Annotated in this window: 15 protein-coding genes and 1 rRNA gene; 9 read left to right on the top strand and 7 right to left on the bottom strand. The window is 70.5% G+C overall.

What is annotated here, in order from left to right:
- Positions 1-140 precede the first annotated feature (140 nt).
- The 6 genes from AB0383_RS30905 (at position 141) to AB0383_RS30930 (ending at position 5,982) form a co-directional block, all read left to right on the top strand.
- A complete protein-coding gene (locus AB0383_RS30905) occupies positions 141-1,463 on the top strand; it encodes an aromatic ring-hydroxylating dioxygenase subunit alpha (RefSeq protein WP_364178865.1) in 1,323 nt (440 codons plus the stop codon).
- Positions 1,463-1,927: an aromatic-ring-hydroxylating dioxygenase subunit beta gene (locus AB0383_RS30910; protein WP_364178867.1), complete on the top strand. Its 465-nt coding sequence runs from the start codon at positions 1,463-1,465 to the stop codon at positions 1,925-1,927. The genes AB0383_RS30905 and AB0383_RS30910 overlap by 1 nt, the downstream gene beginning before the upstream one ends.
- A complete protein-coding gene (locus AB0383_RS30915) occupies positions 1,924-2,886 on the top strand; it encodes a 4-hydroxythreonine-4-phosphate dehydrogenase PdxA (RefSeq protein WP_366189226.1) in 963 nt (320 codons plus the stop codon). The genes AB0383_RS30910 and AB0383_RS30915 overlap by 4 nt, the downstream gene beginning before the upstream one ends.
- A complete protein-coding gene (locus AB0383_RS30920; RefSeq protein WP_364178871.1) occupies positions 2,883-3,881 on the top strand; it encodes a 2Fe-2S iron-sulfur cluster-binding protein in 999 nt (332 codons plus the stop codon). The genes AB0383_RS30915 and AB0383_RS30920 overlap by 4 nt, the downstream gene beginning before the upstream one ends.
- 68 nt (positions 3,882-3,949) lie before the next feature.
- A complete protein-coding gene (locus tag AB0383_RS30925) occupies positions 3,950-4,630 on the top strand; it encodes an alpha/beta hydrolase (RefSeq protein ID WP_364178873.1) in 681 nt (226 codons plus the stop codon).
- A complete protein-coding gene (locus AB0383_RS30930; protein WP_366189227.1) occupies positions 4,627-5,982 on the top strand; it encodes an MFS transporter in 1,356 nt (451 codons plus the stop codon). Before AB0383_RS30925 ends, AB0383_RS30930 begins: the two co-directional genes overlap by 4 nt.
- Before the next feature lie 42 nt (positions 5,983-6,024).
- On the opposite strand, the gene AB0383_RS30935 is transcribed toward AB0383_RS30930, so the two are convergent.
- Genes AB0383_RS30935 through AB0383_RS30945 form a run of 3 tightly spaced genes read right to left on the bottom strand, consistent with a single transcriptional unit; the run spans position 6,025 to position 10,612 of the window.
- Complete coding sequence (locus AB0383_RS30935; RefSeq protein ID WP_366189228.1) at positions 6,025-8,226, bottom strand: discoidin domain-containing protein; 2,202 nt, start codon at positions 8,224-8,226, stop codon at positions 6,025-6,027.
- Positions 8,227-8,258: 32 nt separating this feature from the next.
- Complete coding sequence (locus tag AB0383_RS30940; protein ID WP_366189229.1) at positions 8,259-8,507, bottom strand: discoidin domain-containing protein; 249 nt, start codon at positions 8,505-8,507, stop codon at positions 8,259-8,261.
- Positions 8,501-10,612 (bottom strand): glycosyl hydrolase family 28-related protein, encoded by a 2,112-nt coding sequence (locus AB0383_RS30945; protein ID WP_366189230.1) that lies wholly within the window; start codon positions 10,610-10,612, stop codon positions 8,501-8,503. Before AB0383_RS30945 ends, AB0383_RS30940 begins: the two co-directional genes overlap by 7 nt.
- A 237-nt stretch (positions 10,613-10,849) precedes the next feature.
- Here AB0383_RS30945 and AB0383_RS30950 point away from each other — a divergent pair, with 237 nt between their 5' ends.
- Positions 10,850-11,818: an alpha/beta hydrolase fold domain-containing protein gene (locus tag AB0383_RS30950; protein ID WP_366189231.1), complete on the top strand. Its 969-nt coding sequence runs from the start codon at positions 10,850-10,852 to the stop codon at positions 11,816-11,818.
- Between the two features lie 3 nt (positions 11,819-11,821).
- Here the strand turns inward: AB0383_RS30950 and AB0383_RS30955 are convergent, their stop codons facing one another.
- Positions 11,822-12,253 (bottom strand): DUF4232 domain-containing protein, encoded by a 432-nt coding sequence (locus AB0383_RS30955; protein WP_366189232.1) that lies wholly within the window; start codon positions 12,251-12,253, stop codon positions 11,822-11,824.
- Between the two features lie 330 nt (positions 12,254-12,583).
- Positions 12,584-15,181, bottom strand: coding sequence for a bifunctional FO biosynthesis protein CofGH (locus AB0383_RS30960; RefSeq protein ID WP_364178882.1), 2,598 nt, complete (start codon positions 15,179-15,181; stop codon positions 12,584-12,586).
- A 153-nt stretch (positions 15,182-15,334) separates the two neighbouring features.
- On the opposite strand from AB0383_RS30960, the gene AB0383_RS30965 reads away from it, so the two are divergent.
- Positions 15,335-16,939 (top strand): transposase, encoded by a 1,605-nt coding sequence (locus AB0383_RS30965; RefSeq protein ID WP_366189233.1) that lies wholly within the window; start codon positions 15,335-15,337, stop codon positions 16,937-16,939.
- Between the two features lie 10 nt (positions 16,940-16,949).
- Here the strand turns inward: AB0383_RS30965 and AB0383_RS30970 are convergent, their stop codons facing one another.
- Both AB0383_RS30970 and AB0383_RS30975 read right to left on the bottom strand, forming a co-directional pair.
- Positions 16,950-17,699, bottom strand: coding sequence for an SDR family oxidoreductase (locus AB0383_RS30970; RefSeq protein ID WP_364178886.1), 750 nt, complete (start codon positions 17,697-17,699; stop codon positions 16,950-16,952).
- Positions 17,700-17,707: 8 nt separating this feature from the next.
- Entirely contained in the window at positions 17,708-18,538 is an 831-nt protein-coding gene (locus AB0383_RS30975; protein WP_366189234.1) for an alpha/beta fold hydrolase, read from the bottom strand.
- A 463-nt stretch (positions 18,539-19,001) separates the two neighbouring features.
- On the opposite strand from AB0383_RS30975, the gene AB0383_RS30980 reads away from it, so the two are divergent.
- Positions 19,002-19,063 (top strand): 16S ribosomal RNA (locus tag AB0383_RS30980); the annotation flags it as partial.

Consider the following 19,063-nt stretch of genomic DNA (forward strand, 5'->3'; position numbering starts at 1 on the left):
CTCTCCCGGGAGATGGGTCTTGACGGCAGGCTCTCGCCTGCCTTCAATGTGTTCGGCAAGTGAAACTGCGTTCGTTATTCGAACAATATCAGGGGTGCCGCGAGCTGTCGAGCGGCACCCCAGGCGAGGAGGAACCGACGATGGATCGCCTCACGGGGACCACTGCGGGCCGCGCACCCGACCGCAGCTGGCCGCGGTCGCTGACCCGGGTGCCGTACTGGGTCTTCCAGGACGAGGCGGTGTACCGCGCCGAGCAGGACCGGATCTTCCACGGCCCGCACTGGAGCTACCTGTGCCTCGAGGCCGAGCTGGCTGAGCCCGGCGACTTCTGCGCGACCTTCATCGGCGAGCAGCCGGTGCTGGTGACGCGCGACGTCGACGGCGAGGTGTACGCGTTCGAAAACCGCTGCGCCCACCGCGGCGCGCTGATCGCGATGGCCGACCACGGCAAGGCCCGCGACTTCACCTGCGTCTATCACGCCTGGACCTACAACCTGCAGGGCGACCTCACGGCTGTCGCGTTCGCCGAAGGCGTGGGCGGCAAGGGCGGGATGCCGCCGAACTTCTGCCTGGCCGACCACGGGCCGCGCAAGCTACGCATCGCCGTGGTCCACGGGCTGGTGTTCGGCACGTTGTCCAACGACCTGCCCGACATCGAGGAATACCTCGGCGAGGAGATCCTCGACCGCATCGACCGCGTGCTCGGCGGCCGCAAGCCCGTGGTGCTCGGCCGGTTCGCGCAGCGGCTGCCGAACAACTGGAAGCTGTACGCGGAGAACGTCCGCGACTCCTACCACGCGAGCATCCTGCACCTGTTCTTCACGACGTTCGGCATCAACCGGCTCTCGCAGAAGGGTGCGATCATCGTCGACGAGTCCGGTGGTCACCACGTGAGCTACTCGGCGATTGACCGCAGCGCCACCGAGACCAGCGAGTACCGCGATCAGAACATCCGGTCCGAGTCCGAGTACCGCCTGGCCGACCCGTCGCTGCTGCAGGGGTTCAGCGAGGTCGGCGACGACGTGACACTGCAGATTCTCTCGGTCTACCCGGGGTTCGTGCTGCAGCAGATCCAGAACTCCGTGGCCGTGCGTCAGATTCTCCCGCGCGGCACTGATGACACGCTGCTCAACTGGACCTACCTCGGCTTCGAGTCCGACACCGAGGAGCAGCGGCTGGTCCGGATGAAACAGTCCAACCTGGTCGGTCCCGCCGGCTACGTGTCCATGGAGGACGGTGGCATCGGCGGCTTCGTGCAGCGCGGCATCGCCGGCGCGTCCGACGAGTACGCGACCCTGCAGATGGGTGGCGACACCGCGGAATCGAGCGAAAGCCGGGTCACGGAAGCGTCGGTCCGGGGGTTCTGGCTGGCCTACCGCGAGTCGATGGGTTTCGTGCCCGACGACGACGCGCCGTTGCCCGAGATCGGCAAGCACGAACGCACCCGGGTGGTGCGTGCCTGATGGACAACCAGGTCGCCATCGCCCGCGCCCAGGCGCACTACGCCCGCTGCATCGACGACGGGCCGCTCGAAGACTGGCCCACGTTCTTCACCGAAGACTGCCACTACCGCGTGACCACGGCCGACAACTACGCCCGCGGCCTGCCCGCCGGCCTGATCTGGGCCGACACCCGCGGCATGCTGACCGACCGCGTGTCGGCGCTGAAGGAAGCCAACATCTACGAGCCGCACGTGTACCGCCACATGCTCGGCCAGCCCGCGATCCTCACCGAGTCCGGTGGTGACGTCGAGAGCGAGACGCCGTTCTTCGTGCTGCGCGTGACCGGCGGCGGCCCGACCGACCTGTTCGCCAGCGGTCGTTATGTCGACCGCTACCGCGTCGAAGGCGATCGGGCTCTGCTGCGCGAACGCGTGGTCGTGTGCGACAGCAAGGAGATCGACACGCTCCTGGCGCTGCCGCTGTGAGCCGGGTGCTGCTGGCCATCGGTGACCCCAACGGCATCGGGCCCGAGATCGCGGTCGCGGCCGCCACGCAGGCCGAGGACCGACCGGTGCTGGTGGGAGACCGGCACGTGCTCGCGGATCTGGCCGCGGCGAAGGGTTTCCGGCTGCGTGAGCACGCGCCGGGTGCCCCGGCGGAGGACGGCGTGCTCGACGTCGTGGACGCACGCCACCTGCCGCCGGACGAGTTCCGGCCCGGCGTGCTCAGCGCCGAGGCGGGCGCGGCGACGATCCGGTACGTCAGCACCGCCGTCACGCTCGCCCTCGGCGGCGGCTACCGCGGCGTGGTCGCCTGCCCGCATTCGGAGACGGCCGTGCACGCCGCCGGAATTCCTTTTCGCGGTTACCCGCCACTGATCGCGCAGCTCACCGGCGTGCCCGAGGACCGCGTTTTTCTGCTGCTGTCGGGCGGTGGCCTGAACATCGTGCACGCGACCCTGCACGAACGCCTCGCCGACGCCCTCGCCCGCCTCACGCCGGAGCTCGTCACCGCGGCCGGAAAGGCGTTGTGGGAAGCCCTTCGGACGTTCGGCGTCGCCGTCCCGCGCATCGGCGTCTTCGGCATCAACCCGCACGCGGGCGAAGGCGGCCTGTTCGGCACCGACGACGAGCGCGTCACCGCGCCGGCCGTGGCTTCCCTTGTCGCGCAAGGCATCGGCGCCGTCGGCCCGACCGGCGCCGACGTGGCGCTCACCACGCCGGGCCACGACGGGTTCGTCGCGCTGTACCACGACCAGGGCCACATCCCGGTCAAGCTGCTCGCCGGCCGCACCTCGACCGCGTTGACCGTGGGCGCCGGCGTGCCGTTCTGCAGCGTCGGCCACGGCACGGCGTTCGACATCGCCGGGCGCGGTATTGCCGACCCGACGGCCGTGGTCCGCGCGCTGGGCCTGTTCGGACGAACGAAGGAGACCACCGCATGATCACCGTGGCGGACACGGACGTCGAGATCCCGTGCGACGACGGGCAAACCGTGCTCGAAGCCGCCGAGAACGCGGGCTGGGCGATCCCGTACTCGTGCCGAAAGGGGGTCTGCACGTCGTGCACCGGCTCGCTCGTCGCGGGTTCGGTCGTGGTGCGCGGCCGTGGTGAGCTGACGGGGCCGGCCGACGGCGTGCTGCTCTGCCGCGCCGAACCGCAAGGCCCGGTCGTGGTCCGGCCGCGCCGCATCGAACGCAGCGAGCCGCCGCGGCGCAAGAAGCTCACCACGGTGGTGCACCGCATCCGCCGGCCCGCGCCGCGCGTCACCGTCCTCGACCTGCGGTTCCCGATCGGGCGGCGCGCGCCGTTTCGCGCCGGGCAGTTCCTGGAAGTGCAGCTGCCGGACGACGAACCGCGGCCGTACTCGCTCGCGAACCCGCCGCACCACAACGACGCGGTGCAGCTGCACGTCCGCACCGAACCGGGCGGGCGGTTCTCCGAGCACACGGTGGGGGCGCTGCAACCCGGCGACACGCTCGACGTCGAAACGCCGTTCGGCGAGTTCGTGCTCGACGACGGCGCCGGACCCATTCTGCTGCTCGCCACGGGCACCGGCTTCGCGCCGATCCAGTCGATCGTGCTCGACCTGATTGCCCGCCGCAGCACCCGGCCCGTCCACCTCTACTGGGGCGCGCGCACGGAGGAGGACCTCTACCTGGCCGAGCTCCCGGAGCGCTGGGCGGCCCGGCACAGCTGGTTCGACTACACACCGGTGCTTTCCTGCCCGGGGAAGGGCTGGTCCGGCGCCACCGGCCACGTCCAGCACACCGCGCTGGCCGACCACCCGGAGCTGACCGGCCACCGCACGTACGCCTGCGGCAGCGAAGCGATGACCACCGACGCCCACGACCTGCTCACCGCCCGCGGCGGCCTGCCGGCCGAGAGCTTCCTGGCCGACTCGTTCGTGCCCGCCGCCGAGCCCCGTATTCCCGCCTGACCGCTTTTCGTACTGAGTTTCCGTACTGAGTTTCCGTTCGACCCCACCACGATTCAAAGGAGAATCCCATGGACTTCGTGCTCGTCCACGGCGCCTGGTACGCCGGCTGGAGCTGGCGGGAAGTGGCCGACGCGCTACGCGAGCAGGGCCACGAGGCGCACGTCGTGGAGCAGCTGCCCAGCGGGGGACCGGACCCGTCCGCGTTCGGCGACGTGCCCGCGGACGTCGCCCACGTGCGTGACCTCATCGACGGCCTCGGCCGTGACGTCGTGCTGGTCGGGCATTCCTACGGCGGCATCGTCGTCGGCGAGCTCTCCGACCACCCGCGCGTGCGTCACAGCGTCTTCCTGTCCGCGTTCCGCCCGCGCCGCGGTGAGAACCTGCTCGACATCCGCTCGCCGCACCCGCAGGAATGGATCGTCCCGCGCGAAGACGGCACGCTGCACGTCACCGACGACCACGAGCTGGCCCGCAAGGTGCTCGCCCCCGACTTCGACGAAGCCGCGTTCGCCGGCGTCCACGGGCAGCGCCGCGCGCACGCGGCCGTCACCTTCACCCAGCCGGCCACCGAACCCGAGCGCACGCACCCGGTCACCTATGTCGTCTGTGAACGCGACGAGGCGATTTTCCCGGTGGACCAGGAGAAGATGGCCGCGGGCGCGGACCACGTCGTGCGCCTCGACGCCCCGCACCTGGCCCCGCTGACGCACCCGCGTGAAGTGGCCGACCTGCTGGCCGGCACCCGGTGACGGCGGGCGTCCGCCTGACCGGGTTCGTCGACGGCAAGCGCGTCAGCCCGTTCCAGTACGGCACGGTGGTGCTGTGCGGGCTCGTGATGTTCTTCGACGGCTTCGACACGCAGGCCATCAACTACCTCGCTCCGCACATCGCGAAGGACTGGGGGCTGAAGGTCGCGGTGCTCGGCCCGATCTTCTCCTCGGCCCTGGTCGGCCTGATGATCGGCTACCTCGTGCTTTCGCCGCTGTCCGACCGCTTCGGCCACCGGCGGCTCGTGATCGCGGGCACGGCGTTGTTCGCGCTCACGAGCCTCGTGTCCGTGTGGGTGGGCGGCGTGGCCGAGCTCGTGGTGCTGCGGCTCGTGACCGGCATCGGTCTTGGCGCCGCCGCGCCCAGCGCGGTCGCGCTCACCGCCGAGTACACCCCGAAACGCCTGCGGGCGAGCTTCGTCCTGGCGATCTACTGTGGATTCTCGCTCGGGTTCGTCGTGGCCGGGGTGGTGTCGGGCTGGCTCGTGCCGACCGCCGGCTGGCGTTCGGTGTTCCTCGTCGGCGCGCTGGCACCGCTGGTGATCATCCCGCTGATGCTGAAGTTCCTGCCGGAGTCGCTCGTGTTCCTGGCGGGCCGCGGCGCGAACTCCGAACGCGCGTACCGCCTGTGCCGCCGCATCGACCCGGCGCTACCGCCGGAGACTCAGCAGGTGACCGTGGACGCGGCCGAAGCCGGTGGCCGTGTGAAGCTGAAGGCGCTGCTGGCCAACGGCGGGGTGCTGAGCACGGTGCTGCTGTGGGTTGTGTTCGCCGTGAACCTCGGCGAGTTCTACGCGTTGCAGAGCTGGCTGCCGACGATGCTGACCGGCCTCGGGTTCGCGAGCGGCACCGTGGTCACGGCCACGAGCCTGACGACGGTCGGCGGCATTGTGGTGGCCCTGGTGGTCGGGCCGGCGATGGACCGCCTGGGCGCGTTCGGTTCGCTGGGCGCGCTGTTCGTGGTGGGCGCGGTGTTCCTCGCGGTGACCGGGCCGGCGTTCCACGCGCCGGTGTGGGTGCTGCTCGGGGCGATGTTCCTCGTCGGCTGCGGGGTCAGCGGTGGGCAGAAGGCGCTGATCGCGCTGGCCGCCGTGGTGTATCCGGTGAACATGCGCTCGACGGGCGTGGGCTGGGCACTGGGCATCGGCCGGCTCGGTGGGATCCTCGGGCCGCTGGTGCTCGGCGCGGCCGTCGCGGCGGCGTGGTCGCCGGCGGCGATCTTCCTGGCCTTGTCGGGGCCGATGCTGGTGTGCGCGGTGGTGATCCTCTATCTCGGGCGGCGGGCTCGGCAGACGGCCGAGGTCGCCGAGCGGGAACCGGCACCCGCGGTGTGAAAGGAAGGGCTCCCCGGTAATGGCCGGGGAGCCCTTCGCGCATCAGGCCGCGGCCACCTCCAGTTCCGAGACCTGCCCGGCCGGCCAGCCGGTGTTGCCGGTGATCGTCACGCGCACGAAGCGCTGCGTCGTCGTGCCGAAGCTCGCCGACGCGGTGTTGCCGGACGACGGGCTGAAGTTCCAGCCGCGCGAGGCGACCAGCGTCGTCCACGAGCCGCCGTCGGAGCTGCCTTGCACGGTGAGCGTCTGGGTGCGCGCGCCCCAGTCACCCGAAGGCGGCAGCTTCAGCGTCACCTTGTTGATCGCCGCCGCGTCACCGAGGTCGACGGTCAGCGTCTGCGGGAACGCGTTGTTCGTGCTCTCCCAGTAGCTGCTCGCGTTGCCGTCCACGGCGTTGCCCGGCGGGAAACCGCCCTGCGAACCGCTCGCGGTGATCGCCTTGCCGCGGGCGATGTTCGCGCCCGACTGCGGCGGCTGCGGCGGGCCGGAGTTCGGCGCGGGCCAGCTGGAGCAGTCGCTCCACGTGCCGGTCCAGCCGCTGTTGCCCGAACCGTTGAACGTCATCTTCGGGATCGAACTCGGGTAGGGGCAGTTGTACGTGCCGACCACGCCGACACCCGACGCCGTCAGGTTGCTGATCGACACCGTGCCCTGCGTCTGCGACTGCGCGACGAACGTGCCCGCGCCGCGCACGGTGACGCCGTCGATCGTGATGCCGCTGACCTGTTTGCCCGCGCCGTTGCCGTCGATGAACTGGATGGCCTCATACGGGCTGTCGATGGCCGTGAAGCCGTTGACGCGGATGGTCACGCCGGAAATGGCCTGGTCACGGGCGTCGAACCACAGCGCGCCGACGCCGAACTGCCAGTTGGGGTCGAGCGCCCCGGCCCGCAGCGCGGTGTTGTTCGTGAGCGTGACCGTGCCCGAGAGTGGCACCGAGTTGAACCGGTTGGCCACGAGGTAGCCGCCGCCGAGGGCGTTGGTGTCCTGGATGAGGTTGCCGCTGACGGTGTTGTTCGAGCCGCCGTAGAGCGCGATGCCGTTGGCCAGGTTCGGCTGCACCACGGTGTTGTTCGCGATGGTGATGCCGGAGTCGGCCTGGCCGTTGGACCACAGCGCGAGCGCGTCGTCACCGTTGTTGCGCAGGTAGTTGTTGCGGATGGCGGAGTTGGTGACGGCGCCGTCGAAGTTCACGCCGTCGGCCTGCGTGTCGAGGATGCGGTTGTTCTCGATCGTGAGGTTCGAGGACGCGCCGTTCATCAGCCACAGGCCGCACTTGGTGTCCTGGATCCACAGCCCCGAGACGACCGAGCCGTTGCCCAGCACGCCGTGGAACGCGTTGTCCGGACTGGAGTCGTTGCGCTCGGAGACCGAGCCGAACACGGCGAAGTCGTAGAGCTTGATGTTCCCGGACGCGCTGCCGTTGTTGAAGATGTTGTTGCCGTGCAGCACGGTGTGCCACTGCCCGGCGCCACGCACGGTGGTCTGGTCGATCTGCAGCGCCGAGGAGATCTCGAACCGGCCGCTCGGCACCCAGACTTCCTTGCCCTGCTGCCGGGCGGCTTGCAACGCGTTGCGGAAAGCTTGCGTGTCGTCGGAGGAGTCGTTGGCGGTGGCGCCGTAGTCGGTGACCGGCAGCGAGCCGGCCGGCTGCGCGCCGGCGCCGCCGACCTGCTCGAAGTCGGCGAGGTCGATCGTGGCCTGTCCGACGTCACCGGAGTCCAGCTGCACCTTGACCTTGGCGCCCGCGGCGGAGTTCTGGCCGAACAGCAGGCGGGCGTCGTCGAAGAAGTGGTGGGTCTTCGCGCCCGGGATGCCGGGGGTGTCGGTGTAGGTGTACTGCGACGTCACGGAAAGCCCGTTGCCGAGCTTGATTCCGTTGACGTACACCGACATCCGGCCGGAGCTGCCGTCGGGCAGGTTGTAGTGGACGTTGACCGAGTTGGCCGCGGCCGGCAGCGTGAACTCCACGTACTGGCCCTGCCCGAGCCGCACGGCCTGGCGGCCTGACGCTTCGGAGGCCACCGTGGCCTGCGTGTAGTCGGGGCCGACGGCGGATCCGTTGGTGGCACCGCATTCGGCCTCGACCGTCCGGAACGCAACGCTCGCACCGCCGGACGCCGTGGCGGGGCAGGTCCCCGCCGCGGCGGGGGTGCCCGAGCCGACCGCGAACACGGTCAGCCCGGAGGACATCAGCGCCGCGGCCAGCAGGGCCGCCCTGGGTCGTGCTGAGGTGGGGGACATCTTCGTCCTTTCTGGAGGGTTTCCGGGGAGAATCAGGACGCGTAGGCCTCGAGTTCGGACAGCTGCCCGGCGGGCCAGCCGGTGTTGCCGGTGAAGCTCAGCCGCAGGTAGCGCGTGCTCGTGGGGCTCAGCGAGACGGTGGCGGTATTGCCGCTCGCCGGGTCGAAGCGGTAGCCGGCTTCGGACTTGAGCGTGCTGAACGACGAACCGTTCGTGGAGCCCTGCACGGTGAGCGTTTGGGTGCGCGCGCCCCAGTCGGTGGAAGGCGGCAGCTTCAGCACGAGGCGGCCGACGGTGCCGGCACTGCCGGGTCGACGGTCAGCGTCTGCGGGAACGCGTTGTTGCTGCTTTCCCAATAGCTGCCCGCGTTGCCGTCCACGGCGTTGCCCGGCGGGAAGCCGCCCTGGGAGCCGCTGGCCGTGGTTGCCTTGTGCAGCGCCAGGTTTCCGGTCGGCGGCTGCGTGGATGTCGTGGGCGTGGTCGGTGTGGTCGGCGTCGTCGGGGGAGTCGTGCCGCCGCTGTTGCCGTTGTAGACGGGTGTCGGCCACGACCCGCAGAACGCGGTGGTCCAGCCCGAGTTGCCGCCCTGGTCGGCCAGGCCCGTCAGCGCGTCCGGGCCCATGCAGTTGTACACACCCGCGCGGCCGACGTTCGTCGCGATGACGTTCTTGACCGTACCGCTCGGTTTCGACTGCAGCTGCCACGCGAACGTGCCCGCGCCGGTGATCCGCAGGCCGTCGAAGTGCACGTCGGTGGTGGCGCCGTCGATGAACTGCACGCCCTCGTAGTTGTTGTCCAGCAGGTCGTTGTCCACCACGTCGATGCGGCCGGTGATGGCCGAGTCGCGCCCGTCGAACCACAGCGCGCCGACGCCGAACTGCCAGTTGGAGTCGAGCACGCCGGTGCGGATCGCGGTGTTGCGCGTGACGGTGGTGGTGCCCGAGAGCGGCACGGCGCTGAACCGGTTGGCCACGTGGATGCCGCCGCCCTGGTCCTGGTTGTCGGCCACCACGTTGTCGGACACGGTGTTGTCGTGGCCGCCGTAGATCGCGATGTTGTTCGCGAGGATCGGCAGCAGCACCGTGTTGAATGAGAACGTGTTGTGGTGGTCGGCGTCGTGCTCGGCCCACATCGCGAGGCCGTCGTCGCCGGTGTTGCGCAGGAAGTTGTTCGTCACCAGCGTGTTGCTGATGCCCTGGTGCAGGTTGAGGCCGTCGGCCGTCTGGTCGAGGATCCGGTTGCCGCGCACGGTGAGCCCGTCGAACGGCCCGTCGAGCCAGAGCCCGACCTTCGTGTGCTGCAGCCACAGGTTCTGCACGACCGAACCGCCTCCGAGCGCGCCGCCGATGGCGTTGGACTGGTCGCAGTCGACGCGGGCCTGGACGTCGCCGATGATCGCGAAGTCGTAGAGCTCGACGTTCGTGCTGGTGCCGGGCACCGCGGCGTTGCCCGGGTACGTCGGCGTGGAGCAGCTGGCCGGCTCGCCCTTGCCGAAGATGCCCGCGCGGGCGCCGTGCAGCTCGGAGTACCACGGGCCGGCGCCGCGGATCGTCACCTGGTCGACGGTGATGTGGTGGTTGAGCGTGAACGAGCCGGCCGGGATCCAGACCTGCTTGCCCTGGCTCTTCGCGGCGGACACGGCGGCGTCGAACGCACCCGCGTCGTCGCTGGAGTCGCCGGCGGTGGCGCCGTAGTCGGTGACACTCACGGCGTTGGCCGGTTTCGCGGCGGGCGCCGCGACCTGCTCGAAGTCGGCGAGGTCGACGGTCGCGGGAGTGACGTCGCCGGCGTCGATCTGCAGCTTGATCTTGGTGCCGGCGGGGTAGCTGGTGGCGAAGAGGGTGCGCACCTCGTCGTAGAAGTGGTGCGCCTTGCCCTGGCCGGGGTCGTTGCTGAAGGGGTAGCCGCCGTAGTACCAGCCGTAGCGGGAGGTCAGGTTCAGGTCGCGGTTGTGGGTGCCGTTGATGTAGACCGAGATCGTGCCGTTGACCCCGGTGCCCTGGGCGCTGTCGGGGAGGCTGTAGCGGAAGTCGAGCGAGTTCGACGGGGCGCTGAGGGTGAACTCGACGAACTTGCCCTGGCCGGTCAAGGTGACGGCCTTGCGGCCGGACGCCTCGCCGGCGAGGGTGCCGGCGGTGCGGTCGGGGCCGATCACGGTGCCGTTGGTGGCGGCGTTTTCGGCTTCCTGCTCGATGAACGGGACGGTCGCGCCGCGGCCGGCGACAGCGGCGTTCGGGATGGCTGTCGCCGGGTTGCCGGGAGCCGCGATCACGGTGAGGGCGGTGAGGCCGGCGGCCGCGAGCACGGCGCTGCCGAGCGCGGCGAGCCGGCGTTTTCCGGTGGACGGTCGTTTTTCGGGCGCGCTGAAGACACCTAGGGGAGACACGGGGCAGCACTCGCCTTTCGTCGGGGTCGGGTGCACTGGTGGGGACAGTGTGTGAGCTGGATCATACGAATTCCCGACAGGAAATCGCAATAGTCGGACGGACTTACGCAAATTTTCGACAGCCGCCGTCATGGCTCGTTCGGCTCGCGGATTTCCCGCCACCTGGCGGAGGTGGCGCGGGGCCCGGTCGGGCCAGGATGATCAGGCGAGAGCCACGACGTCCTGGGAGGTACCGAAATGACCGCGACCCGTCCGCAGGTGGGGCCGCCGCTGCCGTTCGACCCCGAGCTCGAGGTGGTGCTGGAGCAGATGCGGGCCGAGCGGCCGGCGCTCGACTCGGCCGCCGCGATCCCGGCCCTGCGCGAGGAGCGCGCCACGCGTGAGCTCTCGCTGGCCGACGTAGCGGCCGACGGCACCGTCACGCTGTCCGAAGTGGACGCCGACGGCGTGCCACTCGTCATCGGTCGCCCGACCCACGTGACCGCCGACGCCCCGGTGCTCTACTGGATGCACGGCGGCGGCATGATCTTGGGCGGGCACCGAGGCCGTGATCTGTTGGTGCTCAAGGAGTATGCGGTTTCGCTCGGCCTTGCGTTCGCTTCGGTCGACTACCGCGTCGCCCCGGAACACCCGCATCCCGCGCCGGTCGAGGACTGCTACACGGGTCTGAAGTGGACAGTCGAGCACGCCGGTTCGCTGGGCATCGACGCCGCTCGCGTGGTCGTCGGCGGCGCCAGTGCGGGCGGCGGCTTGGCGGCCGCCGTGGCCCTGCTCGCGCGCGACCGCGGCGGCCCGACGCTGCTGGGGCAGCTGTTGCTGTACCCGATGCTCGACGACCGCAACGACACCCCGTCGTCGTTCCAGATGGAAGGCCTCGGCGTCTGGGACCGCACCGCCAACGACATCGGCTGGACCGCCCTGCTCGGCTCCGCCCGCGGCGGCCCCGACGTCTCGCCCTACGCCGCCCCGGCCCGCGCTGCGGATCTGTCGGGCCTCCCGCCGGCCTTCCTGGACGTCGGCACCGCCGAAACCTTCCGCGACGAGGTCGTCACCTACGCCACGCGCCTGTGGCAAGCCGGCGTCCAGGCCGAGCTGCACGTCTGGCCCGGCGCCTACCACGGCTTCGACGGCTCGGCCCCGGACGCGGCGCTTTCGGTGCAGGCCCGCGCGGCGCGGGCTCCGTGGCTGCGGCGGATCCTCGGCTGAGGCCTACCTCGGGAGGGCCTTCATCCAGGCGGTCACGGTGATCTCCCCGGTCGTCCTGAGGTCGGTCTTGAGCGGCACGGTCTGCTCGGCCTCACCCGGCGCCGCGACCACGCCCACCGCGGCGCCGGTCGTCGTGTCACCCGAGGTCACCGTGGCCGACCACGACACCACGCTCAGCAGCTTTTCGTGCGGCGCCAACGTGAACGGCTTCGGCCCGGGATCCGGCGAGAAGTACGAGACCCCGTGGTGCACCTGGACGTCCAGCGGCTTCCCGGTGCCGTCGAGGACCCGCACGGCGGGATAGCCGTCCAGCGTGCGCGCTTCGGCGTCGTTGTTCGTCAGCGTCAGCACCGACGCCCGATGCCCGAGCCCGGCCTCGACGATCCCCGCGGAGACCACCAACGCGGGCGGCGGCGCGGCTCGTGACGAGCTCACCGGCGCCTGGGTGACCGGCGCCGGCGCTTCCCTGAACCGCACCCGACGGCCACGAGGGCCACGACAACGACCGGCAACGCTTTGAAGATCCCCATGGCGAGGAAACCTAGCTCTCGACCACCCGGGACTGCGCCCGGCCCCGGGTGGTCGCCGGACAAACCCCCGCCCTCTCCCGAGGGGGGCGTCCCACGTCCAGTCTATCGGCGACCACCGACAATTCCCGGCGCCCGGGCCCTCTCGAGGCCAGTTGTCCACACCCGATCGAGTGGAGACAGTGCGCATGAATGCGCCCCGGACCGAACTCGGCCCGGGGCGCAGCACCACCGAAACTCAGGAAGTCAGCAACGGCAACAACGGCTTCCGCACCGCCGTAGCCACCCCGTCCGATGCCTCCGCGGCGGCAATGCGTTCAGCCGACGGCACCCCATACCCCGTCGTCCGCTGGCGCAAGGGCCGGCCCAGCGGCTCGACCATCGCGCGCATGTCGCTGATCGTCTTGTACGAGCCGTTCGACGCGCCGGCCATCCGGCTGATCGTCTCCTCCATCAGCGTGCCGCCGATGTCGTTGACGCCGCCCTGCAACACCGCGCGGCTGCCTTCCTCGCCGAGCTTCACCCAGGAGCTCTGGATGTTGTCGATCATCCCGTGCAGCAGCAGCCGGGCCAGCGCGTGCACCGCCCGGTTCTCGTTCTGGGTCGCTCCCGGGCGGGCGAGCCCGGCGAGGTAGATCGGCGAGCTCTGGTGGATGAAGGGCAGCAGCACGAACTCGGTGAACCCGCGCCGCCCGTGCTTCTCCAGGCCTTCGCGCTGCAGCCGGGCGAGCAGCTTCAGGTGTGCGACCCAGTGCGCGGGCGTGTCGACGTGGCCGTACATCATCGTGGACGTCGTCGGCAGGCCGACCTCGTGTGCGGTGGTGACGACCTTGATCCACTCCGACGTCGGCAGCTTGCCCTTGGTGAGCACCCACCGCACGTCGTCGTCGAGGATCTCGGCCGCCGTGCCCGGCAGGGAGTCCACACCGGACTCCTTGGCCCGGATCAGCCAGTCGCGCAGGGACAGATTGGTGCGCGACGCGCCGTTCACGACCTCCATCGGGCTGTAGGAGTGAAGGTGGATGTCGGGTTGTCGCCGCTTGACCTCGGCGGCGAGGTCGAAGTACGCGGTGCCCGGCAGGTCCGGGTGGATGCCGCCCTGCATGCAGATTTCGGTCGCGCCCGCGGCCCACGCCTCGTCCACGCGGTCGCCGACCTGCTCCAGCGAGAGCGTGTACGCGTCGGCGTCGGTGCGACGCTGCGCGAAGGCGCAGAAGCGGCAACCCGTGTAGCAGACGTTGGTGAAGTTGATGTTCCGCGTGACGACGAACGTGACGTCGTCGCCGACCGTCTCGCGCCGCAGGTCGTCGGCGAGCTTCGTGAACGCGTCCAGTTCCTTGCCCTCGGCGGACAGCAGCGCCAGCGCGGCGTCGTCGGACAGCCCGGCAGGGTCCTTTTCCGCACTGCGCAAGGCTTCCAGGACGGTGGAGTCGAACTTCTGCGGCCCGGTCTTGATCCGGTCGCCGATCTCCTTCCAATCCCCGTACACGGAGTCGAAGTCGCTCCGGCGGTCTTCCGTCCGGCCGGTGGTGTCGATCTCGGTGTGCAGGTCGGTGCGGCCGGACTGCTGCCAGCCGCCGTCCGGCTCCTGCCACGGGATGCCGACCGGCATCGCGCCCTCGCGCGCCATCCCGGTGGCCGGGTCGACGAGCGCGGCGACGTGCCGCGTGATCCGCGGGTCCAGCCACGGCTCACCGGCGTTGACGTACTCGGGGTAGATCGTGAGCCGTTCCTTCAGTTCGAAGCCGGCCTTCTCGGTGCGGCGGGCCAGCTCGTCGATCTGCGGCCACGCGCGTTCCGGGTTGACGTGGTCAGGGGTCAGCGGCGAGACGCCGCCCCAGTCGTCGATTCCGGCGCGGATCATCAGGTCGTACTGGTTGCCGATGAGGTTCGGCGGCGCCTGGATGCGCATCTTCGGGCCCAGCACGAGCCGCGCCACGGCGATGTTCGCGGCCAGCTCTTCGAGGTCGGCGTCCGGGGTCGCGCGCATCTTCGTGTCCGGCTTCGCCCGGAAGTTCTGCACGATGACTTCCTGGACGCCGCCGTAGGTCTTGGCGACCTTGCGGATCTCGAACAGCGCGTCCGCCCGCTCTTCGTGCGTCTCGCCGATGCCGATCAGCACCCCGGTCGTGAACGGCACGGAGCTGCGGCCGGCGTCCTCCAGCACCCGCAGCCGGACGGCGGGATCCTTGTCCGGCGAGCCGTAGTGCGGGCCGCCCTTCTCGCTCCACAGCCGCGTCGCCGTGGTCTCGAGCATCATGCCCATCGACGGCGCCACCGGCTTGAGCCGCTGGAAGTCCTGCCAGCTCAGCACACCGGGGTTCAGGTGCGGCAGCAGGCCGGTCTCTTCCAGCACGCGGATGGCCATCGCGCGGACGTAGGAGAGCGTGTCGTCGTAGCCGTGGGCGTCGAGCCAGTCGCGCGCGGCCGTCCAGCGGTCCTCGGGCCGGTCGCCGAGCGTGAACAGGGCTTCCTTGCAGCCCATCTCGGCGCCCTTGCGGGCGATGTCGAGGACCTCGTCGGGGGAGAGGAACGGCGACTCGAGCCGGCCCGGCACGGTCACGAAGGTGCAGTAGCCGCAGCGGTCGCGGCACAGCCGCGTCAGCGGGATGAAAACCTTGCGGCTGTAGGTGATGACGCCCGCGCGCCCGGCGGCTTCGAGGCCGGCGTCGCGGATTCGGGAGGCGTGCTCGGACAGCGTCTTGAGGTCGTCGCCGCGCGCGTGCAGCAGCACGGTGGCCTCGGCGAGGTCGAGCGTCTTCCCGTCCCTGGCCCGCGCGAGCGCGCGGCGCATCGCCGACGGGGTGGGGGCGGTCAACTCGGGTTCGGGTGCCATTCCCGTCACGCTAGGACCAGCTCGCGGAAGTGGGCCAGTGCGTTGTCCGCCACGTGCTCACCCGTTCGGAAGAGACGATCATCCGCGCTGGTCAGAGGATCGGAACGGTTGTCGATCACCCGTGGAACGTGTATTACCTAAAGTGTGGCATCGGTGATCGGGAAGCGCATCGGCGGCCGGACGTACTACTACCTGGCCGAATCCGTGCGGGTCGACGGCGCGCCGCGGGTGGTGACGCAGCGGTACCTCGGCACGGCCGAGGACATCGCCGGCGCGCTGCCCGGCGGCGCGGAACCGGGCGGCGCGCGGCACCGCACGTTCGGTGATGTGGCCGCCGTGTGGGGCACGATCCAGTGGCTCGATCTCGTCCGTCGGGTCGACGCCGTGGCGGGCCCGCAACGGGCGAAGACCACGCTCGGGTTCCACGTCGCGCTCGCCGTGCTGCACCGCGCGACCGGCGCCGGTGCGAGCTTCGAACAGTGGTGGGCCGGCTGCGCGGCGCAGGACCTCGTGCGCCCGCGTCCGCCGAAGGCCGCCGTCACCACGGCGGCCCACTGGCGGGCGTTGCAGCGTCTGACGCCCGAGCGCATCACGGGCGTCGAAACGGCGGTCGCCGAAGCCGTGCTCGACCTGCTCGGCGACGACGGCACCTCCGCGCTCGCCGTGGACGTCCCGCAGTTCGCCGCCTTCACCGCCGCCGACTGCACGGTGCCCTCGGCCTGCCAGGACACGCTCGCCGGCCTCGGCCTCGTGGTCACGCGCGACGGCGCGATCCCCCTCGCGTCGCGGGTGTACCGCAGGGACAGCGGCGCGGCGCCGACGTTCGGCGCGCTGGCGGGAGAGCTGGGCGAGCGCTACCCGGCCACGGACGTCACGCTCGTCTTCCACGCCGGGCAGGCCGCGCAGCTCGACCTCGGCGCGCGGCGTGGGTTCGTCGGCTCGCTCCCGCCCGCCGACCACCCGGACCTGCTCACGCAGCCCGCCTCGGCCCGCCGGCGCGTGGACCCGGAACGCTTCGCCGGGCTGACCGCGATCGACACCCGCGCGACCGTCGACGGCGTGCGGCGCCGGGTCATCCTCACGCACTCGGCCACGCTGTACGCCGCGCAGTACCGCGCGTTCACCGATGAGCTGAGCACCGCGATCCGCGAGCTCGACGGCCTGGCCGCGGCCCTGGAAGCCGGCACCCACCGCGGCGACCGCACGCAGGTCCACGCCGAGATCTCGCGGGTCACGCGCGGCCGCCGCGTCGGCCGGGTCCTGGAGGCGACGCTCACCGGTACCCGGCCGGGAGAGATCCGGCTGACGCGCCGGGTCGACGAGGCGGCCGTCGCGCGGCTGGTGGACGAGTACTTCGGCAAGCAGATCCTCGTGACCGACCGCGACTGGCCGGTGGCCGAGATCGTCACCGCGCACCGGGCGCGGACCTACCTCGAGTCCACGTTCCGCTGGCTCACCGGCCCCGCCGCGGTCGGCCCGACGCCGCGGTGGGAGTGGACCCCGCACCGCGTCGCCGTGCACGCGCTGGTCTCGGTGCTCGCCGCCACCGTCACGCACCTCATGCGGCGCGAGGCCGACCGCGCCGGGATGAACCTGTCCGTGGGCGAGCTGCTCGACCAGCTGTGCGGCATCGGCGAGACGGTGCTGCGCTACCCGTCCACCGGCGGGCGGCCGCGCAGCCGCCGCATCCTCACCGACCGCGACCCGGCCCAGCAGGCGCTGTTCGACCTGTTCGGGCTGGAGCGATTCGCGCCCTGATTTTCGAGGCTCAGCTCTCGCGGTGGATGTTCAGGGCCGAGAAACTCTGCACCACCGGCATGATCTCGATGACGTTCACGTTCACGTGTGGCGGCTGCGCGGCGGCCCAGAACACGGACTCGGCGATGTCGTCGGCCGTGAGCGGGGTGGTGCCGGCGTAGACGCCTGCCGCCTTCTCGTCGTCGCCGAAGCGGACGTTGGAGAACTCCGTGCCGCCGACCATGCCGGGCTCGATGTTGGTCACGCGCACGCCGGTGCCGCGCAGGTCGCTGCGCAGGTTGAGGCTGAACTGGTGCACGAACGCCTTGGTCGCGCCGTAGACGTTGCCGCCGGGGTAGGGGTAGGTGCCGGCGATGGAGCCGATGTTGATCACGTGGCCGCTGCCGCGCTCGACCATGCCGGGCAGCACCGCGCGGGTGAGGTGCACGAGACCGGTCACGTTGGTCTCGATCATCTGGTCCCAGTCCTCGAGCTTGGCCTCCTGCGCCGGCTCGAGGCCCTTGGCCAGGCCCGCGTTGTTCACGAGCACGTCGATCCGGCCCCAGTCGCCGGGCAGCGCGCCGACGGCCGCGACGATCGCGTCGCTGTCGCGCACGTCGAGCACCACGGGCAGCACGGCCTCGCCGAGCTCCGAGGTCAGCGCGGCGAGCCGGTCGGCGCTGCGGGCCGTGGCGACGACCCGCGAGCCCTCGGCCACGAACCGGCGCGTGATCGCGGCACCGAACCCGGCACTCGCGCCGGTCACGAATACGGTCTTCATGGGGTGGGTCACCGTTCTTCCGCCTGGTGGTCCGGCCGGGGCCGGAGTGCGTTCAGGAACCGGCCGAACACGTCGTTGAACCCGGCCGCGGACTCCAGGTTAGGCAGGTGGCCCGCGCCTTCCAGCACCGCCAGTGTGGAACCGGCCACGAGTCCGTGCATGAGCTGCGCGTCGGACACGGGGGTGAACTCGTCTTCGCTGCCGACGGTCACCAGAGTGGGGACTTCGACCTGTTCGAGGGTCACCCGGTAGTCGGGGCGCAGCGCACGGGCCCGGAGCGCGGCGGCGGCGCCGGCGGGTGGGGTGGTGCGCATCATCGTGAGGACGTGCTCGGTGACGTCGGGGTGCTTCGCGCGGGTTTGCGCAGAGACCATCTTCGGCAGGAGCTCATCGGCGTAGTCGCTCATCCCTTCTCGCTCGATCCTGGTGGCGGCGGCTCGTCTGTTCCGGCGGCCCTCGGGGGTCTCGGCGGTGGGGAAGGTGTCGGCCAGGAGGAGCGCCCGGACGCGCTCGGGGTGGTCGGCGACGGTCTGCATGGCGATCTGGCCGCCCATGGAGAGGCCGCCGAGGACGAACGTGGCGAGGCCGAGGTGGTCGGCCAGCGCGATGAGGTCCCGGGTGAAGTCGCGGAGGCTCGTGACGGCGGGGCCGGTGCTCTCGCCGTAGCCGCGGAGGTCGGGGACGACGACACGGAAGCCCCGTCCCGCGAAGTGCTCGGTCTGGGGCTGCCACATGGAGCGGTCGAAGGGGTGGCCGTGGACGAGAAGCAGTGCTGGGTCGCCGGTGCCTCGGTCGTCGTAGGTGAGGACGGTGCCGTGGCCGGTGTCGAGGGTGGGCATGGGACTGACGGTAGGCAGAGCTTTGGATCGGTGCAATGCGCCGCAACGTAGTCGGAGCAATGTTTTTCGCTGGCCGACGGGGCGGCTGGACGGGCTGTCCGGGGCCGCGGCAGGCCGCTTCCGGGGATTACACGGGGTTTGACCTGGGAAGATCGAGTTAAGGGACCCCCCTGTTTTGGTGGGTTTTCGGGCCGTGTAAAGTTCTCCAAGTCGCCAGGGAAACCGGGCGGCCACCGGGACACGAACCAAGCTCTCGCCTCAGGCGATTGAGTGGGTGGCCCAAACAACAAAGGCTTGAAACAACGCCGATGGTTGGTGCGCACTGAGTGCGGGTTGACTTGAAGTGTGTTGCTTGAGAACTCAACAGTGTGCTAGTGAACTAAGCCAGTAGAGCTTATATGTAACCTCGTATGAGGTTCCTTTGAGAAAACTAGATTGAGAGTAGTCTCGATCAAACTATTCATTGTTGGAGAGTTTGATCCTGGCTCAGGACGAACGCTGGCGGCGTGCTTAACACATGCAAGT

Source organism: Amycolatopsis sp. NPDC051373, assembly GCF_040689465.1.
In the GTDB taxonomy this organism is placed as follows: Bacteria; Actinomycetota; Actinomycetes; order Mycobacteriales; family Pseudonocardiaceae; genus Amycolatopsis.